Raw genomic sequence first — 15,845 nt, forward strand, 5'->3', positions numbered from 1 at the left:
TGCTAATCGTGCGGCAGCCCCCGAGATCTACCGCGACGCCTGCGTCGGCAGCGTCAGATGTGTAGAAGGGCCAGACCACCGGCGGCACCACAGGGGCCGCCGGCACCCGTGCCTGCCGCACCGGTCCCTGTGCCCGCGGCCCCTGTGGTGCCGCCGGTGGTGGCGCCGCCGATCTACAACCCGCCGGTGTACAACCCGCAGCCGCCGATCTACTTCCCGCAGCGGCCCCCGGTCTGGGTCCCGCCGTGGCAGCGGCCGCCGCAGCAGTCGCCGTGGAACCCGCCGCAGCAGATCCCTGACGATCCGCCCCAGCAGTCGCCGCAGTATCCCGGCTCGGGCGGTTACCCCGGTTCGGGAGGCCCCGGCTCGGGTTCGAGTGGCCAATACCCCGGCTCGAGCGGCCAGTACCCCGGATCGAGTGGTCAATATCCGGGTTCGGGTGGTTACCCCGGTTCGGGCTCCGGTCGCTCGGGTTCGGGCGGCGACGGAGGCTCCGGCTCGCGCGGAGGCGGTGGCCCGAGCATCTGTGTGCTGGGCATCTGCACCGGCGGTCACTAGCCGGCCATCTGCCGTTGGCCTCCCGCTAAGTGTCGCTTAGCAGTTAGCTCATCGCGGCCGCCTATACCGGCCTTATGCGATGCACTGTGTTTGGCACGGGCTATCTCGGCGCGACACATGCCGCCGGCATGGCCGAACTGGGTCACGAGGTTCTCGGCGTCGACATCGACCCCGGTAAGGTCGCCAAACTTGCCGGCGGTGACATCCCGTTCTACGAGCCCGGCCTGCGAAAGATGTTGAGCGACAACCTCGCCGCGGGTCGGCTGCATTTCACCACGGATTACGACGCCGCCGCCGAGTTCGCCGATGTGCACTTCCTCGGTGTCGGAACTCCGCAGAAGAAGGGCGAGTACGGCGCCGACCTGCGTCATGTGCACGCCGTCATCGACACCTTGGTGCCGCGGCTGCGGCGCTCGGCGGTGATCGTCGGCAAGTCGACCGTGCCCGTCGGCACCGCATCCGAACTGGCTGCACGGGCGCGTGGTCTGGCCGCCGACGGAGTCGACGTCGAAATCGCCTGGAACCCCGAATTTCTCCGTGAGGGCTTCGCCGTTCACGACACCCTGCACCCCGATCGTCTCGTGCTCGGTGTGCCGCCGGACTCGGTTCACGCCGAGGCCGCCATTCGCGAGTTGTATGCGCCTCTGCTCGACGAGGGCGTGCCGTTCCTGCTGACCGACCTGCAGACCGCCGAGCTGGTGAAGGTGTCGGCGAATGCCTTTCTCGCGACCAAGATCTCGTTCATCAACGCGATCTCCGAAGTGTGTGAGGCCGTCGACGCAGACGTGACGTTGCTCGCCGACGCGCTCGGCTACGACCCGCGTATCGGCCGGCGGTTCCTCAACGCAGGTCTCGGTTTCGGTGGCGGTTGCCTGCCCAAGGACATCCGCGCCTTCATGGCGCGTGCCGGTGAGCTCGGCGCCAACCACGCCCTGACGTTCCTGCGCGAGGTCGACAGCATCAACATGCGCAGGCGCACCCGGATGGTCGAGCTGGCGACCAAGGCGTGCGGGTCGCTGCTCGGCGCCAACATCGCGGTACTCGGCGCGGCCTTCAAACCCGAGTCCGACGACGTTCGGGATTCACCCGCACTCAATGTGGCGGGCATGTTGCAGCTCAACGGCGCAACCGTGAACGTCTATGACCCCAAGGCGATGGAGAACAGCAGGCGGCTGTTCCCTACCCTGAACTACTCCACGTCGGTGATCGAGGCGTGCGATCGCGCGGACGCCGTGCTTGTGCTCACCGAATGGCGCGAGTTCGTCGAGCTGGATCCGCGCGATCTGGCCGACACCGTGCGCGCGAAAGTCATTGTGGACGGCCGCAATTGCCTAGACGCCGGCAAATGGGCCGACGCAGGCTGGCGGGCGTATGCGCTCGGCAGAAGCAGCACTGTTTGACACTTGTATAACAACGCCGACGGCCGTAAGCTCGCGTCATGAGGCAACGAATCCGTTGGTTTGCCCTGCACGGCGTCGTCCGCGGCCTCTCGAAGCTGGGCCTTCGCAAGGGCGATCCACAGGCGCGGCTCATCGCTGATCCCGCTGTCCGGGAGAACCCGGGCGCCTTCGCCGACGAACTGCGCGACTCGGGCCCGCTGATCCGGTGCCGCGCCGTGCTGATGACCGTCGACCACGGCGTCGCGCACGAACTGCTGCGCTCCGACGATTTCCGAGTAACGGAGCTGGGCGGCAATCTGCCCAAGCCATTGCGTTGGATCGCCCGCAAGACCGACCCCGGCCTGCTCCACCCGTTGCGGCCGCCGTCGCTGCTGTCGGTCGAGCCGCCCGACCACACCCGGTACCGCAAGCTGGTGTCGTCGGTGTTCACGCCGAGAGCCGTTGCGACATTGCGGGAGCGGGTCGAAGAGACCGCGACGACGTTGCTCGACCAACTCGAGGGCGACACCGACGTCGTCGACATCGTCGACCGCTACTGCTCACAGCTTCCGGTCGCGATCATCGGCGACATCCTCGGCGTCCCCGACGAAGACCGGCCGCGCATCCTGCATTTCGGCGAGATGGGGGCGCCGAGCCTCGACATCGGGCTGTCCTTTCAGCAGTTTCAACAGGTGAACGAAGGCATCGTCGGCTTCAACGGCTGGCTCGCCGGCCATCTACAGCACTTGCGCAGAAATCCCGGCGAGGACCTGATGAGTCAGATCATCAAGGCCTCCGACGAGGGCCCGCGCCTCAACGGCGAAGAGCTCCAAGCCCTCGCGGGCCTGGTGCTTGCCGCCGGCTTCGAGACCACAGTCAACTTGCTGGGCAACGGAATTCGGATGCTTCTCGACGCGCCGCAGCATCTCGAGACGCTCGCCGCCCGCCCCCAACTGTGGGCAGGTGCCGTCGAGGAGATTCTCCGGCTGGAGTCTCCGGTGCAGATGAGCGCGCGCATCGCATGCAGGGACACCGACGTGGCAGGCACCCGTGTGCACGAAGGCGAACTCGTGGTCCTGCACCTGGCAGGCGCCAACCGCGACCCGAACGTGTTCACCGATCCGCATCGCTTCGACATCGAACGCGACAACGCGGGCAAGCATCTGTCCTTCTCCGGCGGCAGACACTTCTGCCTCGGCGCGGCGCTGGCCCGCGCGGAAGGGGAGGTCGGCTTGCGTACATTCTTCGAGCGATTCCCCGACGCGCGGCTGGCCGGCATCGGCAGCCGCCGCGACACCAGGGTGCTGCGCGGCTGGTCGTCGCTTCCGGTCACGCTCGGAACGGCACGCGCGATGAGTTCACCGGCCTAGCTGTCTGGTCCGCGTCGCCCGGTGAGTTAGGTTCGTCACGTGGATGTCCGCGCTGCGCTTCTCGAGGAGACCGCCGCGTTCGGCGAACTGATTCGCACAGCCGACCCGGCCACCCCCGTTCCGACATGTCCGGATTGGACGATCCGGCAGCTGTTCCGCCACGTCGGCCGCGGAAACCGGTGGGCGGCACAGATCGTCGCCGACCGGCTCGACCAGGCGCTTGATCCGCGGGACGTACCCGACGGCAAGCCGCCCGAAGACATCGACGCGGCCATCGACTGGCTCAACGCCGGCGTCCAACTCATCCTCGACGCCGTCGACACCGTGGGCGCCGACACCGACGTCTGGACGTTCCTCGGGCCGAGGCCCGCGCAGTGGTGGATCAGGCGCAGGCTGCACGAAGCAACCGTGCACCGGGCCGATGCGGCGTTCGCGGTCGGCGCCGACTACGGGCTGACGCCCGAATTGGCCGCCGACGGGATCGACGAGTGGCTGGACCGCGTCGCCGTCGAGGTGAGCGCCGAATCGTCCCCGCTGGACACGGGGAAGACCTTGCATCTGCATGCCACCGATGACGGCCTTGGCGCCGCAGGGGAGTGGACGATCACCGGCACGGGCGACGGGGTCGCGTGGGCGCACGAGCACGGCAAGGGTGACGCCGCGCTGCGCGGAAGCGCCAAGGATCTGCTGTTGGCCGTGGTCCGCCGTCAGACTGCGGCCGAGGCCGGGCTCGACGTATTCGGCGACACCGCCGTCTGGGACGGGTGGCTGGACCGCACCCCGTTCTGAGTGGCGTACGTTTCGATCATGACGACTTCGGAGATCGCGACCGTCCTCGCCTGGCACGACGCGCTGAACGCGGGGGACTTCGACACGCTGCTGCAGGTGTCAAGCGACGATATCGAGTTCGGCGACGCTAACGGGGCAGGCCAGGGCCACCAGGCCTTGCGCGAATGGGCGGGCTCGCTAGGCGTCACCGCCGCCGACCCTGGCCGGATGTATGTGCGTGACGGCGTGGTGGTCGCCGAGGAACAGGACGGCGACGCGGTGGCCTTCCGGGTGGTACGCGACCACGTCACCTCGGTGTTCCGGCACGCCGATCTGCGCTCGGCGCTGGCGGCGACCGAGCTGACCGAAGAGGACCTCGCGGGCTGATGCGGGGGATCATTCTGGCAGGCGGATCGGGCACCCGCCTGTATCCGATCACGATGGGCGTCAGCAAGCAGCTGATGCCGGTCTACGACAAGCCGTTGATCTACTACCCGCTCTCCACCTTGATCATGGCGGGGATCCGCGACATCCAGGTGATCACCACCGCCGCCGACGCGCCGAACTTCCGCAGGCTGCTCGATGACGGCTCGGCGTTCGGCATCAACCTGACCTACTCGGTGCAGGAGCAACCCGACGGCCTCGCCCAGGCTTTCGTCATCGGCGCCGACCACATCGGTGGGGACTCCGTGGCCTTGGTGTTGGGTGACAACATCTTCTACGGGCCCGGCCTCGGCACCAGCCTGCGTCGGTACCAAAACGTCAGCGGCGGAGCGGTTTTCGCCTACCAGGTGGCCGACCCGTCGGCCTACGGTGTCGTCGAGTTCGCCGCCGACGGCACCGCGCTGTCGATCGAGGAGAAGCCCGCCACGCCGAAGTCGCACTACGCGGTGCCCGGCCTGTACTTCTACGACAACGACGTCGTCGAGATCGCCCGCTCGCTGAAGAAGTCGGCCCGAGGCGAATACGAGATCACCGAGGTCAACCAGGCTTACCTGAACCGGGGCAGGCTTTCTGTCGAAGTGCTCGACCGGGGCACTGCGTGGCTGGACACCGGAACGTTCGACTCGCTGCTGGACGCCAGCGACTACGTCCGCACCATCGAGCGCAGGCAGGGGTTGAAGATCAGCGTGCCCGAGGAAGTGGCGTGGCGCGTCGGCTTCATCGACGACGACCAGCTCGCGGAGCGCGCGCACGCGCTGCTCAAGTCGGGATACGGCGCCTACCTGTTGGAGCTGCTGGAACGTCGGTAGTGCCGCCGGGTTTGGCGAGCACCGCCGCGATCGCCGTGGTCAGCGGCACCGAAAGCGCGAGCGCGATACCGCCGACGGCGGAGCGGGCGATCTCGATGGCGACGGTCTCGCTGGTCAGTACATCGCCAAGCGACCGGTTGGCGACGCTGAACAGCAGCAGCAGCGGCAGCGCGCTGCCGGCATAGGCCAGCACCAGCGTGTAGACGGTGCTGGCGATGTGGTCGCGGCCCACCCTCATGGCGCCAAGGAAGATGCCCCGACGTGAGCTGCCGTCGCCGACCTCGGCCAGCTCGAACACCGTCGACGCCTGGGTGACGGTGACGTCGTTGAGCACACCGAGCGAGCCGATGATGAACCCGGCCAGCAGCAGCCCGGTGATCGACACATTGCCGAGGTAGGTTGCGACCGCGTTGTTCTCTTCCTCGGATAGCCCGGTCAGATGAGCCAATTCGATTGCCGCCCAGGATAACCCCGCGGCGAGCAGCAGCGCAGTCAAAGTGCCGAGCAGCGCCGCACTGGTGCGCAGGCTCACACCGTGCGCCAGGTAAATCACCGCGTACAGGATCGCGGCCGAGGCGACCAAGGCGACAGGGATCGCGGCGCCTCCATCGCGTAGCGCCGGCAACATGAACACGACCAGCACCGCAAACGCGACAATGATGCCGACCAGTGCGCGAAAGCCGCGCCACCTGGCGACCGCCACGACCACCACCGCGAATGCGACTGCCATCGCGATCAGCGGCCACTTCCGCTCGTAGTCGTAGAAGGAGTAGGTCGTGGTTCCGGTCGGGTCGACCACGCGGGTGATCCGGATGTTTTCACCGACCGCCAGTTGCGGCTGGCCGGCCCCGCCGCCGAACTCCAGTAACGTGTTGGCGCCCTCATTCGGGCCGGAGTCGATCGCTATGAGCGACTGCACACAATGCGCGTCGTCGCTCTGGGTGGGTTTTGGTTCGGTCGTCAGCACCCCTCCGACCGATTGGTCACCGCAGGCTGCGGCGCTGCTGGACAACACGTGCCCAGCCTCGGTGGTGACCGCACCGCCTGCGGCATTCTGGAAAGGCAGTGGGATGTCGACCTTCTGCTGGCTTGGCCAGAGCCATGCGGCGCCGGCCAGGACCGCGACCCCGATGGCGATCAGTAACCCGACGACGATCTTTGCGGCCAACGGTCCAAACGGAGACGGTCCGCGCAGGGTGTGCGAGTGGGCGTGCGAATGCGTCACCCGCACGAGGGTAGAGGCAGGACCTGGATAGGCGGTTACTGGCGGTAGCTGGACAGGAAGTTGCCGAGTCGTTCGATGGCGCTGGCGAGATCGCGGGCCCACGGCAGGGTGACGATGCGCAGGTGATCGGGCGTGGGCCAATTGAACCCGGTGCCCTGAGTTATCAGGATCTTCTCCTGCAGCAACAGATCCAGCACGAGCTGTTCGTCGTCGACGATGGCATGGACCTCGGGGTCCAGCCGGGGGAAGACGTACAGGGCCCCTTGCGGTTTCACGCACGACACCCCGGGGATCTCGTTGAGCTTGGCCACCGCGACGTCGCGCTGCTCGAGGAGACGCCCGCCGGGCAGCACCAGATCCTCGATGCTCTGGTGGCCGCCAAGGGCGACCTGGATGGCGTACTGGGCGGGCACGTTGGGGCAGAGCCGCATATTGGCCAACAGGCTGATGCCCTCGATGAAGCTTTCGGCGTGCTCCTTGGGGCCGGTGATCACCAGCCATCCCGACCGGTATCCGGCCACCCGGTAAGCCTTCGACAGGCCGTTGAATGTCAGCGTGAGAAGGTCCGGTGCCACCGATGCCGTCGCGATGTGCTTCGCGTCGTCGTAGAGGATCTTGTCGTAGATCTCGTCGGACAACAGCAACAGCTGGTGCTTGCGCGCGAGATCGGCTATCGCTGTGAGGACTTCACGGCTGTACACGGCACCGGTGGGATTGTTCGGGTTGATCACCACGATCGCCTTGGTGCGGTCGGTGATCTTCGACTCCATGTCGGCGATATCGGGCATCCAGCCCTGTGTTTCGTCGCACAGGTAATGGACGGGGGTGCCGCCTGCCAGCGAGGTGCACGCGGTCCAGAGCGGGTAGTCCGGGGCCGGGATCAACACCTGGTCGCCGTTGTCGAGCAGCGCCTGCAACGTCATCTGGATCAGTTCGGAGGCGCCGTTGCCCAGATACACGTCGTCGACGTCGAAGCGGGGAAACCCGTCGACGAGTTCGTAACGCGTGAAGACGGCGCGCCTGGCGGCCTGGATGCCCTTGGAGTCCGAGTAACCCTGCGCGTAGGGCAGCGCCTGGATCATGTCGCGCATGATCACATCGGGCGCCTCGAACCCGAACGGCGCCGGATTGCCGATGTTGAGCTTCAGGATGCGGTGGCCTTCGGCCTCCAGTCGGGCCGCATGCTCATGCACCGGACCGCGAATCTCGTACAGCACGTCCTGCAGCTTCGACGACTGCGTGAACGTGCGCTGCCGCGGATGCTGGCCGGTCCCGTGCCAGGGCACCTGATGGGTAGTCACGTCGTTCATCGTCTCATTGATGGCAAACTGAATTTGCCGACCGATACCGGGATGTGACCTTCGCCGACGTCAGCGCTTGCCCGGCGGGCGCGCACCCTTTGCGATGCCAAGGCCTTTCACCGGGGGTGTCGGCGTGTCACCGTTGCCCTCGCTGGAAGGCTCAGGCGCAGGAGCGGATTCGCCGCCGGATTCCGGTTCCGGCTGCGGCGCAGCGGGTTTGGCGGCGGGCGCCGTAGGTGGCTTCTTGGCTCCCGGCCTGCGTGCGCCCGCGGCGATGCCGAGGCCCTTGACCTCGGGTTCTGGCTTGGCGGGTGCTTCCGCAGGCTTTTCGGTGGGTGCCTCTGCCGGCGCTTCGGCGGGTGCCTCCGCCTCCGCCTTCGCCTCGGCGGGTGCGGCTGCGGTTTTCTTGGCCCCTGGCCTGCGTGCGCCCGCGGCGATGCCGAGGCCCTTGACCTCGGGTTCGGGCTTGGCGGGTGCCTCGGCCGGCTTTTCGGTGGGCGCCTCTGCGGGTGCCTCTGCCTTCGCCTCGGCGGGTGCGGGTGCCCCCTTCTTGGCCCCGGGTCGCTTGGCGCCCGCAGCAATGCCGAGTCCCTTTGCGGGCGCAGACACCTCTGCGGGCTTTTCGGCGGGCGCTTCTGTCTTCGCCTCGGCGGGCGCGGCAGCTGTCTTCTTCGCACCTGGACGCTTTGCACCACCTGCGATGCCGAGGCCGGTCACCGGCTTGGATTCTGCCGAAGTCGCTGCGTCCGTCTTCGGTTCCGGCTCGGCTTCCGGTTCGGCTTTGGGTTCGGCCTCGACGGTCGCGGCCTCCACCTTGACCGGCGTCTCATCGGCCTTCTTCGTTGCGCGCTGCTCGGCTTCCTTTGCAGCAGTGCCCTTTTCGGGCAGCGTCACCGAGCTCGTGTCGAGCGAGCCGAGCAGCAGCTGTGCCACGTCGAGAACCTCGGCCTTGGGCAGGTCGTTGGCCGCGGCGACGTCGTCGACGCCGTCGGTCATCATCACGCGGCAGAACGGGCAGCCGGTGGCGATCTTCGACGCACCGGTGTCCAACGCCTCCTCGACGCGTTCGTGGTTCACCCGCTTGCCGATGTGCTCTTCCATCCACATGCGGGCACCGCCTGCGCCGCAGCACAATCCGCGGTCGGCGTGCCGAGGCATCTCGGTGAGCTTGGCGCCGGACGCGCCGATCAGTTCACGGGGCGCGTCATAGACCTTGTTGTGCCTGCCGAGGTAGCACGGGTCGTGGTAGGTGATGTCGGAGCCCTCACCGTCAACCGGCTTCACCGGGACCAGCTTCTTGTCCCGCAGCAGTCGGTTCAGCAGCTGGGTGTGGTGCAGCACCGTGTAGTTGCCGCCCACTTGCGGGTATTCGCGGCCCAGCGTGTTGAAGCAGTGCGGGCAGGTGACGACGACCTTGCGGTCCACCCGCTCGACGCCTTCGAACAGATCGTTTAGGGTCTCGACGTTCTGCGCGGCGAGCTGCTGGAACAGGAACTCGTTGCCTGACCGGCGGGCCGAGTCACCGTTGCAGGTCTCCCCCTCGCCGAGCACCAGGTACTTGACCCCCGCGGCGGCGAGTAGTTCGGCGACGGCCTTGGTCGTCTTCTTCGCGCGATCCTCGTATGCGCCCGCGCAGCCGACCCAGAACAGGTATTCGTAGCCCTCGAACGTGTCGACGTCCTTGCCGAACACCGGCACGTCGAATTCGACCTCGTCGATCCAGTTCGTGCGATCCTTGGAGTTCTGCCCCCACGGATTACCCTTGGTTTCAAGGTTTTTGAAGAGCACACCGAGCTCGGCGGGGAACTCCGACTCCATCATCACCTGGTAGCGGCGCATGTCGACAATGTGGTCGATGTGCTCGATGTCCACCGGGCACTGCTCGACACACGCGCCGCAGGTGGTACACGACCACAACACGTCGGGATCGATGACGCCGAGCTGCTCGGCGGTGCCGACGAGCGGACGGGTGGCCTGTGCCGGGCCCGAGCCCATGACGCGTTCGAAGCCCGACTCGGGAACGTGGTGCTCCTCGTCGTGCTTCTCGCCGCGCAATTTCTCGCCGACGCCACCCTCAGGGGTGTTCTCGAGCGGAGTTTCCTTGTCGTCGAGGATGTATGGCGCCTTCGCGAACAGGTGGTCGCGCAGGTTCATGATGACGAGCTTGGGGGACAGCGGCTTTCCGGTGTTCCACGCCGGGCACTGGGACTGACAGCGCCCGCACTCCGTACACGTGGTGAAGTCGAGGTAGCCCTTCCAGGTGAAGTCCTCGATCTTGCCGCGGCCGAGCACCGCGTCTTCGGCGGGATCCTCGAAGTCGATCGGCTCGCCCTTGAACTCCACCGGCAGCAACGGGCCAAGCGCGTTGGGCAGCCGCTTGAAGGTGACGTTGAGCGGTGCCAGGCCGATGTGCAGGTGCTTGGAGTGCAGAACGATCAGCAGGAACACCAGCATCACGCCGATGTGCAGCAGCAACGCGACGGTTTCGATCCACTCGTTGGCGGTATGGCCGAGCGGGTGCAGCACCCAACCCATGAACTGCGAGAAGAACGCGCCGTTTCCATAGGGCAGGTTGCCGGTGTTCACGGCCGAGCCACGAACGAGCGCGTAGGTCCAGACGACGTTGAAGATCATGAACAGGATCAGCCATGCGCCGCCGGTATGCGATCCGTAGAACCGGGAGTCGCGGCCGTGTTCCTTGGGCTCGGTGCGTAGCCGGATGATCGCGAAGGTTGTGATGCCCGCCAGCACGGACAGTGCGATGAAGTCCTGCAGGAAGCCCAGCGCGTCCCACCGGCCAACCAGCGGGATGTGGAAATCGTGTACGAACAGCAGGCCGTACGCCTCGAGGTAGACAGAGGCGAGGATGAAGAAGCCCCACATCGTGAAGAAGTGCGCAAGGCCGGGGATCGACCATTTCAGCAGCCGGGTTTGCCCGAACACTTCCTTGATCTGGGTTGCGATGCGGGTACCGAGTTCGTTCTTGCGGCCGCGCTCGTCGCTGGTCTTCTGACCGGACCGGATCAGGTTGGTCAGCCATAGGATTCGGCGGGCGGCGAAGACCAGCACAATTGCGGTCATCCCGAGCCCAACGACGAGCCTGATCAGCGTATGGGTGTCCACCCGCGTGCCTCCCGGTGTCTAAGTTACCGAATAGTAACTTATCTAAAGTTACCCGCCAGTAACTTATGCTCGATGCCTGCTCATAGTTGCATCTCGCCCGGAATGGCCGCTACGAAGGCTGCCCTTACTAGGGCGCAGGGCTCAACACCGGCTCCAATATCGGCGCCAGCAGACCGGGCTTTGCCGGAGCCGTCGCCGCACCGCCGGTGCCCGCCTCGGTGCCGGTGCCCGCGGTTCCGGTTCCCGTTCCGCCGGTGCCAGTTCCCCCGGTTCCGGTTCCCGTTCCGCCGGTGCCAGTTCCCCCGGTTCCGGTTCCCGTTCCGCCGGTTCCCCCGGTTCCTGTTCCCGTTCCGCCGGTTCCGGTATCGATCGGCGGCGTTCCGGTGCCGCCACCGCCGGTGCCCGGGTCGATCGGAGGCGTTCCCGTGCCGGGATCGGTCGGGGGTGCCGGATTCTCGGGAGCAGGGGCCGGCGGAGCAGGCGCGGGTGCGGGAGCCGGTGCGGGCGCGGGAGCCGGCGCTTCAGGGGCCGGGGCAGGCTGCTGAGCTGCCGGCGCAACGGCCGGCGCCTGCTGCTGCGGCCGTGACGCAGCACGCGGTTGGGGCTGGGCCACCACGGTCGTGACGACAGGGGCCTGCGTCGGCGCGGGCGCTACCGCCGCCGCCGCGGGCTCAGGGGCCTCCGTGACGGGTGCGGGTGCCGGCGCGATGCTCTGCGACGTGCCTGCAGGCACGGTGGGGGTGTCCCGTGTGAAGGTCGTCAGCCCGAAGACCACGGCGGCGACGACGGCCGCAGCCGCGGCGAGGCCGAACACCACAACCGGGCTGCGCCGACGCGGCTGCGCTTGTTCTTCCCATTCGTCGTGCTGGAAGTGCACCTCGGGTCGGCTGTCGGCCGGTGCGGCGACGAAAGGCTCGTCGAAATGCGGTTCGGTCTCACGGATGTCGTGGCCGATGTCGTCGGCGTCGTCGGAGACCTCGGACCAAGCCAATGCGCCGACGGTCGACGACGCGGCGCCCCCTGCGAACGCCGCCGCGGAGACGGTGGCCGTCGCAGGCGCGGCAGGGGCCATGGCCGTTGCCGTCTCGACGATCTGGCTGCGGTCCGCGATCAGCGCCACGCCTTCGGCCGCCGTCAGCTGTGGCTGCGGGGTGGTGACGACCGCCGTGCGGAGGTGTTCGGAGAGCCGCTGCGTGACCAGCGGGATGCGGGCACCGCCGCCGACGGTCGCAACCGCTGAAACATCGGCCATCGGAATCCGATTGCGCTCGAGGGTGTCGAGCAATGCCGCCATGAACTCGTCCAACGGCTCGTCGATCAGGTTGTCGAGCTCCATCCGCGTCATCCGCACGGTCGTCTCGAGGCCGGGCACGTCGACGACGATCGCCGTCGCCGTTTCGTCGGACAGCCGTTCCTTCGCCTGCCTGCATTCGTCGCGCAGTCGACTCAGCGATCCGACCATCGAGGTGCCCGCCGGGTCGGCTTTCGACGCCTCGAAGACACCCGTCACGACCCTGGACAAGATGGCCTGGTCGAGCTGGTCGCCCGAGAAGTCGGGCACGCGCACCGTGTCGCCGATCGGAGCGTCCTTGGCGGCCGCGTCGACCAGCGTGATGCTCGAGCCGCTGCCGCCGAAGTCGCACAGGACGATGACGCCCTTGGTGGGGAGCCCGGGATTGGAACGCAGGGCCGTCAACGCGGCCGCGGCGTCGGATACCAGCGGCGAGCGAGCCAGACCCGGCTTGCTGCGCATCGCGCCGCGCAGCGCCTCGACCATCGGGGCTGGCCAATGCGCGGGTACCGCCACCGCGACCTCCGACACGGGCGCCTTGGCCGCGTTGCGGGCCACCCCGTCGAGCGCCTCCACCAGCAGAACCTCCGGCCGGTGCCGCGAACCGTCCTGGGCGACCATCGGGACGGGATCGCCGACGCGGTCGACGAACCCGGTGAGCGTCACACCCCGCTCCAGCGTCACCGTCGATGGGCGAATGACGGGGCGTTGACCGTCGCCCGTGCCGGCGAGGTTGGTGGCGCCAATGGTCAGGCCAAGCGAATTGCCCCTCCCGCCTTGTGGATTGGACATGTCACACCTCTGCGTCGGGTTGGTCGCGGAACGATTGGATCGACCGTAAGCGCCAGACTGCCGCCGCGGATCGGTGCCCACCCCGGTGCTCAGATGAGGCCTATGGGGGAACTCGATTAGGGGATCTTGGGACGTTAGGGGATTTAGCGGCCGGTCAGCTGGGCGTGGCCAGCAGCGCCCGCAGCATCGAGAGCATCTCCGACCGAGATTCCGCCCCCAACCGGCGGCGGATGCGCGCCACATGGTGTTCGACGGTCTTGGGTGAGATCAGCAGCTGTTCCCCGATGATCTTGTAGGGCAGACCGTTGAGCAGCAACTTTGCGACTTCGGTTTCCTTGTTGGACAACCGCGCATAGGAGGGAGTCGACGACGGGGTGGTCGACGCTGACTTGGGTTCGACTTGCTCATCAAGGGCGACGGTCTGCTTGAGGTCACGCGCAAGCTGCAGCATCGCTCCCGACACCCGGCCGTCGGGACCGTGCAGGGCGGCCTGGCTGGCCAGCCTGGTCCCGTCCCAGGTGAGCCCGTATTGCGAGAGCGACCGAGCGGCGGCGGTGACCTCGTCGACGTCGACGTGGTTGGCCAGCACCCGCAGCCAGGTCCGGCCCGCGCCGGAAAGCGCCCTTGCGAACGCGCTGGTACCCGCCGCAGCCGTCAGCGCATGGCCGTGGGGGGCGACAGCTTCAGGGGAGTTGGCCAGAATCCCCGCGTGTACGCCTGCCCAGTGCAGCGGCACCGACCACAGCACCGGGTTGCCCAGCGCGGTGATGACGGCGAACGCCTCGTCGAGCGTGTGCTGCAGCCGATCCACCTGGCGCATCCGCGCGGCGGCGACCCACAGTTCGCCGAGTGGAAGCAGCGAGAACAGGTCGACGGAGTACTCGGCCAGCACCTCGATAGCGGCATACCAATGCTTCTGAACTGCTCCGCCGTCACCGCTGCGGCGGGCGATGGCCGTGTTGAGTGCCGCCGCCCACAACGCATCGCGGCGATGCAGTGTCACGTCTGCGACAGACGCGGCGTCGGCCATCGCCGCACCAAGCTGACCGTCTTGCATGCGCACCCACCCGAGCAGAAGCCGGTGCCGGTGAGCCGAGAAGGCGTCGTCCTGTCCGCCGGAGCGCACCGCACGCCCGATGACGCTGCGGGCACGGACCGGGTCGCCACCATGCAGCGCTGCCAGCGTGACCAGAGCGGCCGGACTGTCCGGTGCGACGCCGGGCTGTTGTTGTTCGGTCGTGATGGCCTGTCCCAAACGGGCGACGGCGACCGGGAACGGTTGGTCGAGGGACAGCAGCAGTCCCTCGGCGAGGCTGTGTGCTGCGCGCGCGGTTGACGTTGGCGGACCGGCACTTTCGGTGCTCAACGCGAGCCGAGCGGCCTGCGCGTCGCCCGATGCTACCGATACGACGGCGTTCGCTGCGCTGACAAAGGCGTCGGGGTAGGGACCCAGCCATCGGAACAGATCGGCCGCCTGGGCGGCACTGCCGTCATGCACGGCGATGCTCGCCGCGATACGGACGGCTGCGGCACGCTCGGCGGCGTCGTCGGAGGCAAGCATCTCGTCGGCCAACCGGCCCGCGGTCGCGCAGTCGCCCGTCATCGCCAGCGCGTCGGCGAGTCGGGCGCTGACCGCGGTCGCTCCCGCTTCAGCCGCCGCGCGGTAAAGCTGCGCGGCCTTTGCCGGCTGGCTCCGGTGATGAGATGCGAGGCCGGCCAATGCGTTGGCCAGACGATCGTCGCGCAACCCGTGATCGGCCATTCTCAACGCGAGATCCGTTGACAGCGTTGTCAGTTCGATCTGGGACGACAGAAGGGCGAGCTCGATGTCGTGATGCCGTGCTGCGCCGATGATCGCGGCGACGGCGAGATGGACCGACCGTAGGAACGCCTCGCTGTGCGAGGGTTCGATGAGTCCGCTCGCCCGGGCGCGGTCCACCAACCGTTGCGCCTCATCCGAACGAAGATGAAGTGCCGCGGCGACGTCGTCGGGGCCGAGGTCCGGGCTCAGTGACGACACCAGCAGGGTATCGAGAACCGGCTCGTCGACCCGGCGCATCCGGTCGATCAGCGCGAATTTGGCCGCCTCCACGATGGCGTTGACCGCAGGCTCGCCGTTGGCCGATACCGCGGCGGCGATAGCGGGCCGGAGCAGGAATGGCAGACCTGCGGTCGAAAGCATCAGCGCCCGAACGATTTCCGTTGCCGACTGGCCCGCGGCGGCCAATCCGGCGGCTTCGGTGACGTCGGGCGCGGTCAACGCGCCAAGCGTTATCACGGGGTTCTCGCGTTCGAGCGCGGTGGCCAGCGCCCGCAATGCCTGCCGCGCAACGAGCGGTTCGGCGGCAACAACCACCGTCGAGCCCGGATCGGACACCCGTTCGGCGAGCTGTGCGAGATCGTCGTCGGCGAGCAGGTGCGCGTCATCGATGACGATCGCGGACTGCGGATCGTCACCCGCACGTGGCGCACGCGTCAACACCCCAACGTCGGCCGACCGCAACACATTCCGCACCATCGCAAGGACGGAACTCTTGCCCGTTCCGATGCCGCCCGACACCAGGATTCTGACCGGCTCGGTGGGCGCGGCTGTGAGCGCCGAGACGGCGTTGCGGGCCGCAGGCGGTATGTCGGTCAGTGCTTCAGGCGCAGGCCCGGCCATCGCAGACCTCCGCTAAGCCCCGTCGGCGGGCGGGTTGGGTTCGGGCTCGGGTTCCGGTTTGGGTGCCGGCGGGGACGTCGTCGTTGTCGTTGTCGTCGTTGTGGTGGTGGTGGTGGTTGTGGT

The 15,845-nt window shown here is 67.5% G+C and carries 11 protein-coding genes; 6 read left to right on the plus strand and 5 right to left on the minus strand.

What is annotated here, in order from left to right:
• Positions 1-108: 108 nt before the first annotated feature.
• The 6 genes from D6M19_RS33360 (at position 109) to rfbA (ending at position 5,328) form a co-directional block, all read left to right on the plus strand.
• Positions 109-558 carry a hypothetical protein gene (locus D6M19_RS33360; RefSeq protein WP_164478820.1) on the plus strand — a complete coding sequence of 150 codons (450 nt, stop codon included), beginning with the start codon at positions 109-111 and terminating at the stop codon, positions 556-558.
• 74 nt (positions 559-632) lie between these two features.
• The gene (locus D6M19_RS33365; RefSeq protein ID WP_164478821.1) at positions 633-1,958 is read left to right on the plus strand and encodes a UDP-glucose dehydrogenase family protein; all 1,326 of its coding nucleotides are present in this window, start codon (positions 633-635) and stop codon (positions 1,956-1,958) included.
• A 38-nt stretch (positions 1,959-1,996) separates the two neighbouring features.
• Positions 1,997-3,307: a cytochrome P450 gene (locus tag D6M19_RS33370; RefSeq protein WP_123029575.1), complete on the plus strand. Its 1,311-nt coding sequence runs from the start codon at positions 1,997-1,999 to the stop codon at positions 3,305-3,307.
• Between the two features lie 39 nt (positions 3,308-3,346).
• On the plus strand, positions 3,347-4,096 hold the full coding sequence (locus tag D6M19_RS33375) for a maleylpyruvate isomerase family mycothiol-dependent enzyme (RefSeq protein ID WP_123029576.1): 750 nt from the start codon (positions 3,347-3,349) through the stop codon (positions 4,094-4,096).
• Between the two features lie 18 nt (positions 4,097-4,114).
• Positions 4,115-4,462: a nuclear transport factor 2 family protein gene (locus D6M19_RS33380; RefSeq protein ID WP_123029583.1), complete on the plus strand. Its 348-nt coding sequence runs from the start codon at positions 4,115-4,117 to the stop codon at positions 4,460-4,462.
• The gene (gene rfbA, locus D6M19_RS33385) at positions 4,462-5,328 is read left to right on the plus strand and encodes a glucose-1-phosphate thymidylyltransferase RfbA (RefSeq protein ID WP_123029577.1); all 867 of its coding nucleotides are present in this window, start codon (positions 4,462-4,464) and stop codon (positions 5,326-5,328) included. Before D6M19_RS33380 ends, rfbA begins: the two co-directional genes overlap by 1 nt.
• Here rfbA and D6M19_RS33390 read toward each other — a convergent pair.
• The 5 genes from D6M19_RS33390 to iniR form a co-directional block, all read right to left on the minus strand.
• Complete coding sequence (locus D6M19_RS33390; RefSeq protein WP_123029584.1) at positions 5,279-6,553, minus strand: YibE/F family protein; 1,275 nt, start codon at positions 6,551-6,553, stop codon at positions 5,279-5,281. The two genes, rfbA and D6M19_RS33390, sit on opposite strands and share 50 nt — an antisense overlap.
• Positions 6,554-6,588: 35 nt before the next feature.
• Entirely contained in the window at positions 6,589-7,863 is a 1,275-nt protein-coding gene (locus tag D6M19_RS33395) for a pyridoxal phosphate-dependent aminotransferase (RefSeq protein ID WP_123029578.1), read from the minus strand.
• A 60-nt stretch (positions 7,864-7,923) separates the two neighbouring features.
• Positions 7,924-10,977 carry a heterodisulfide reductase-related iron-sulfur binding cluster gene (locus D6M19_RS33400; RefSeq protein WP_123029579.1) on the minus strand — a complete coding sequence of 1,018 codons (3,054 nt, stop codon included), beginning with the start codon at positions 10,975-10,977 and terminating at the stop codon, positions 7,924-7,926.
• A gap of 127 nt (positions 10,978-11,104) precedes the next feature.
• Positions 11,105-13,060: an Hsp70 family protein gene (locus D6M19_RS34615; protein ID WP_206428705.1), complete on the minus strand. Its 1,956-nt coding sequence runs from the start codon at positions 13,058-13,060 to the stop codon at positions 11,105-11,107.
• A 154-nt stretch (positions 13,061-13,214) separates the two neighbouring features.
• On the minus strand, positions 13,215-15,722 hold the full coding sequence (gene iniR / locus D6M19_RS33410) for an isoniazid response ATPase/transcriptional regulator IniR (protein WP_123029581.1): 2,508 nt from the start codon (positions 15,720-15,722) through the stop codon (positions 13,215-13,217).
• Positions 15,723-15,845: the final 123 nt, after the last annotated feature.

This window comes from Mycolicibacterium stellerae (genome assembly GCF_003719305.1).
Taxonomy (GTDB): Bacteria; Actinomycetota; Actinomycetes; order Mycobacteriales; family Mycobacteriaceae; genus Mycobacterium; species Mycobacterium stellerae.

Bases quoted from the DNA above. Each gene is read 5' to 3' on its own strand.
- D6M19_RS33380 (WP_123029583.1), top strand. From the start codon at position 4,115: ATGACGACTTCGGAGATCGCGACCGTCCTCGCCTGGCACGACGCGCTG.
- D6M19_RS34615 (WP_206428705.1), bottom strand. From the start codon at position 13,060: ATGTCCAATCCACAAGGCGGGAGGGGCAATTCGCTTGGCCTGACCATT.
- rfbA (WP_123029577.1), top strand. From the start codon at position 4,462: ATGCGGGGGATCATTCTGGCAGGCGGATCGGGCACCCGCCTGTATCCG.
- D6M19_RS33395 (WP_123029578.1), bottom strand. From the start codon at position 7,863: ATGAACGACGTGACTACCCATCAGGTGCCCTGGCACGGGACCGGCCAG.
- D6M19_RS33365 (WP_164478821.1), top strand. From the start codon at position 633: ATGCGATGCACTGTGTTTGGCACGGGCTATCTCGGCGCGACACATGCC.
- iniR (WP_123029581.1), bottom strand. From the start codon at position 15,722: ATGGCCGGGCCTGCGCCTGAAGCACTGACCGACATACCGCCTGCGGCC.
- D6M19_RS33370 (WP_123029575.1), top strand. From the start codon at position 1,997: ATGAGGCAACGAATCCGTTGGTTTGCCCTGCACGGCGTCGTCCGCGGC.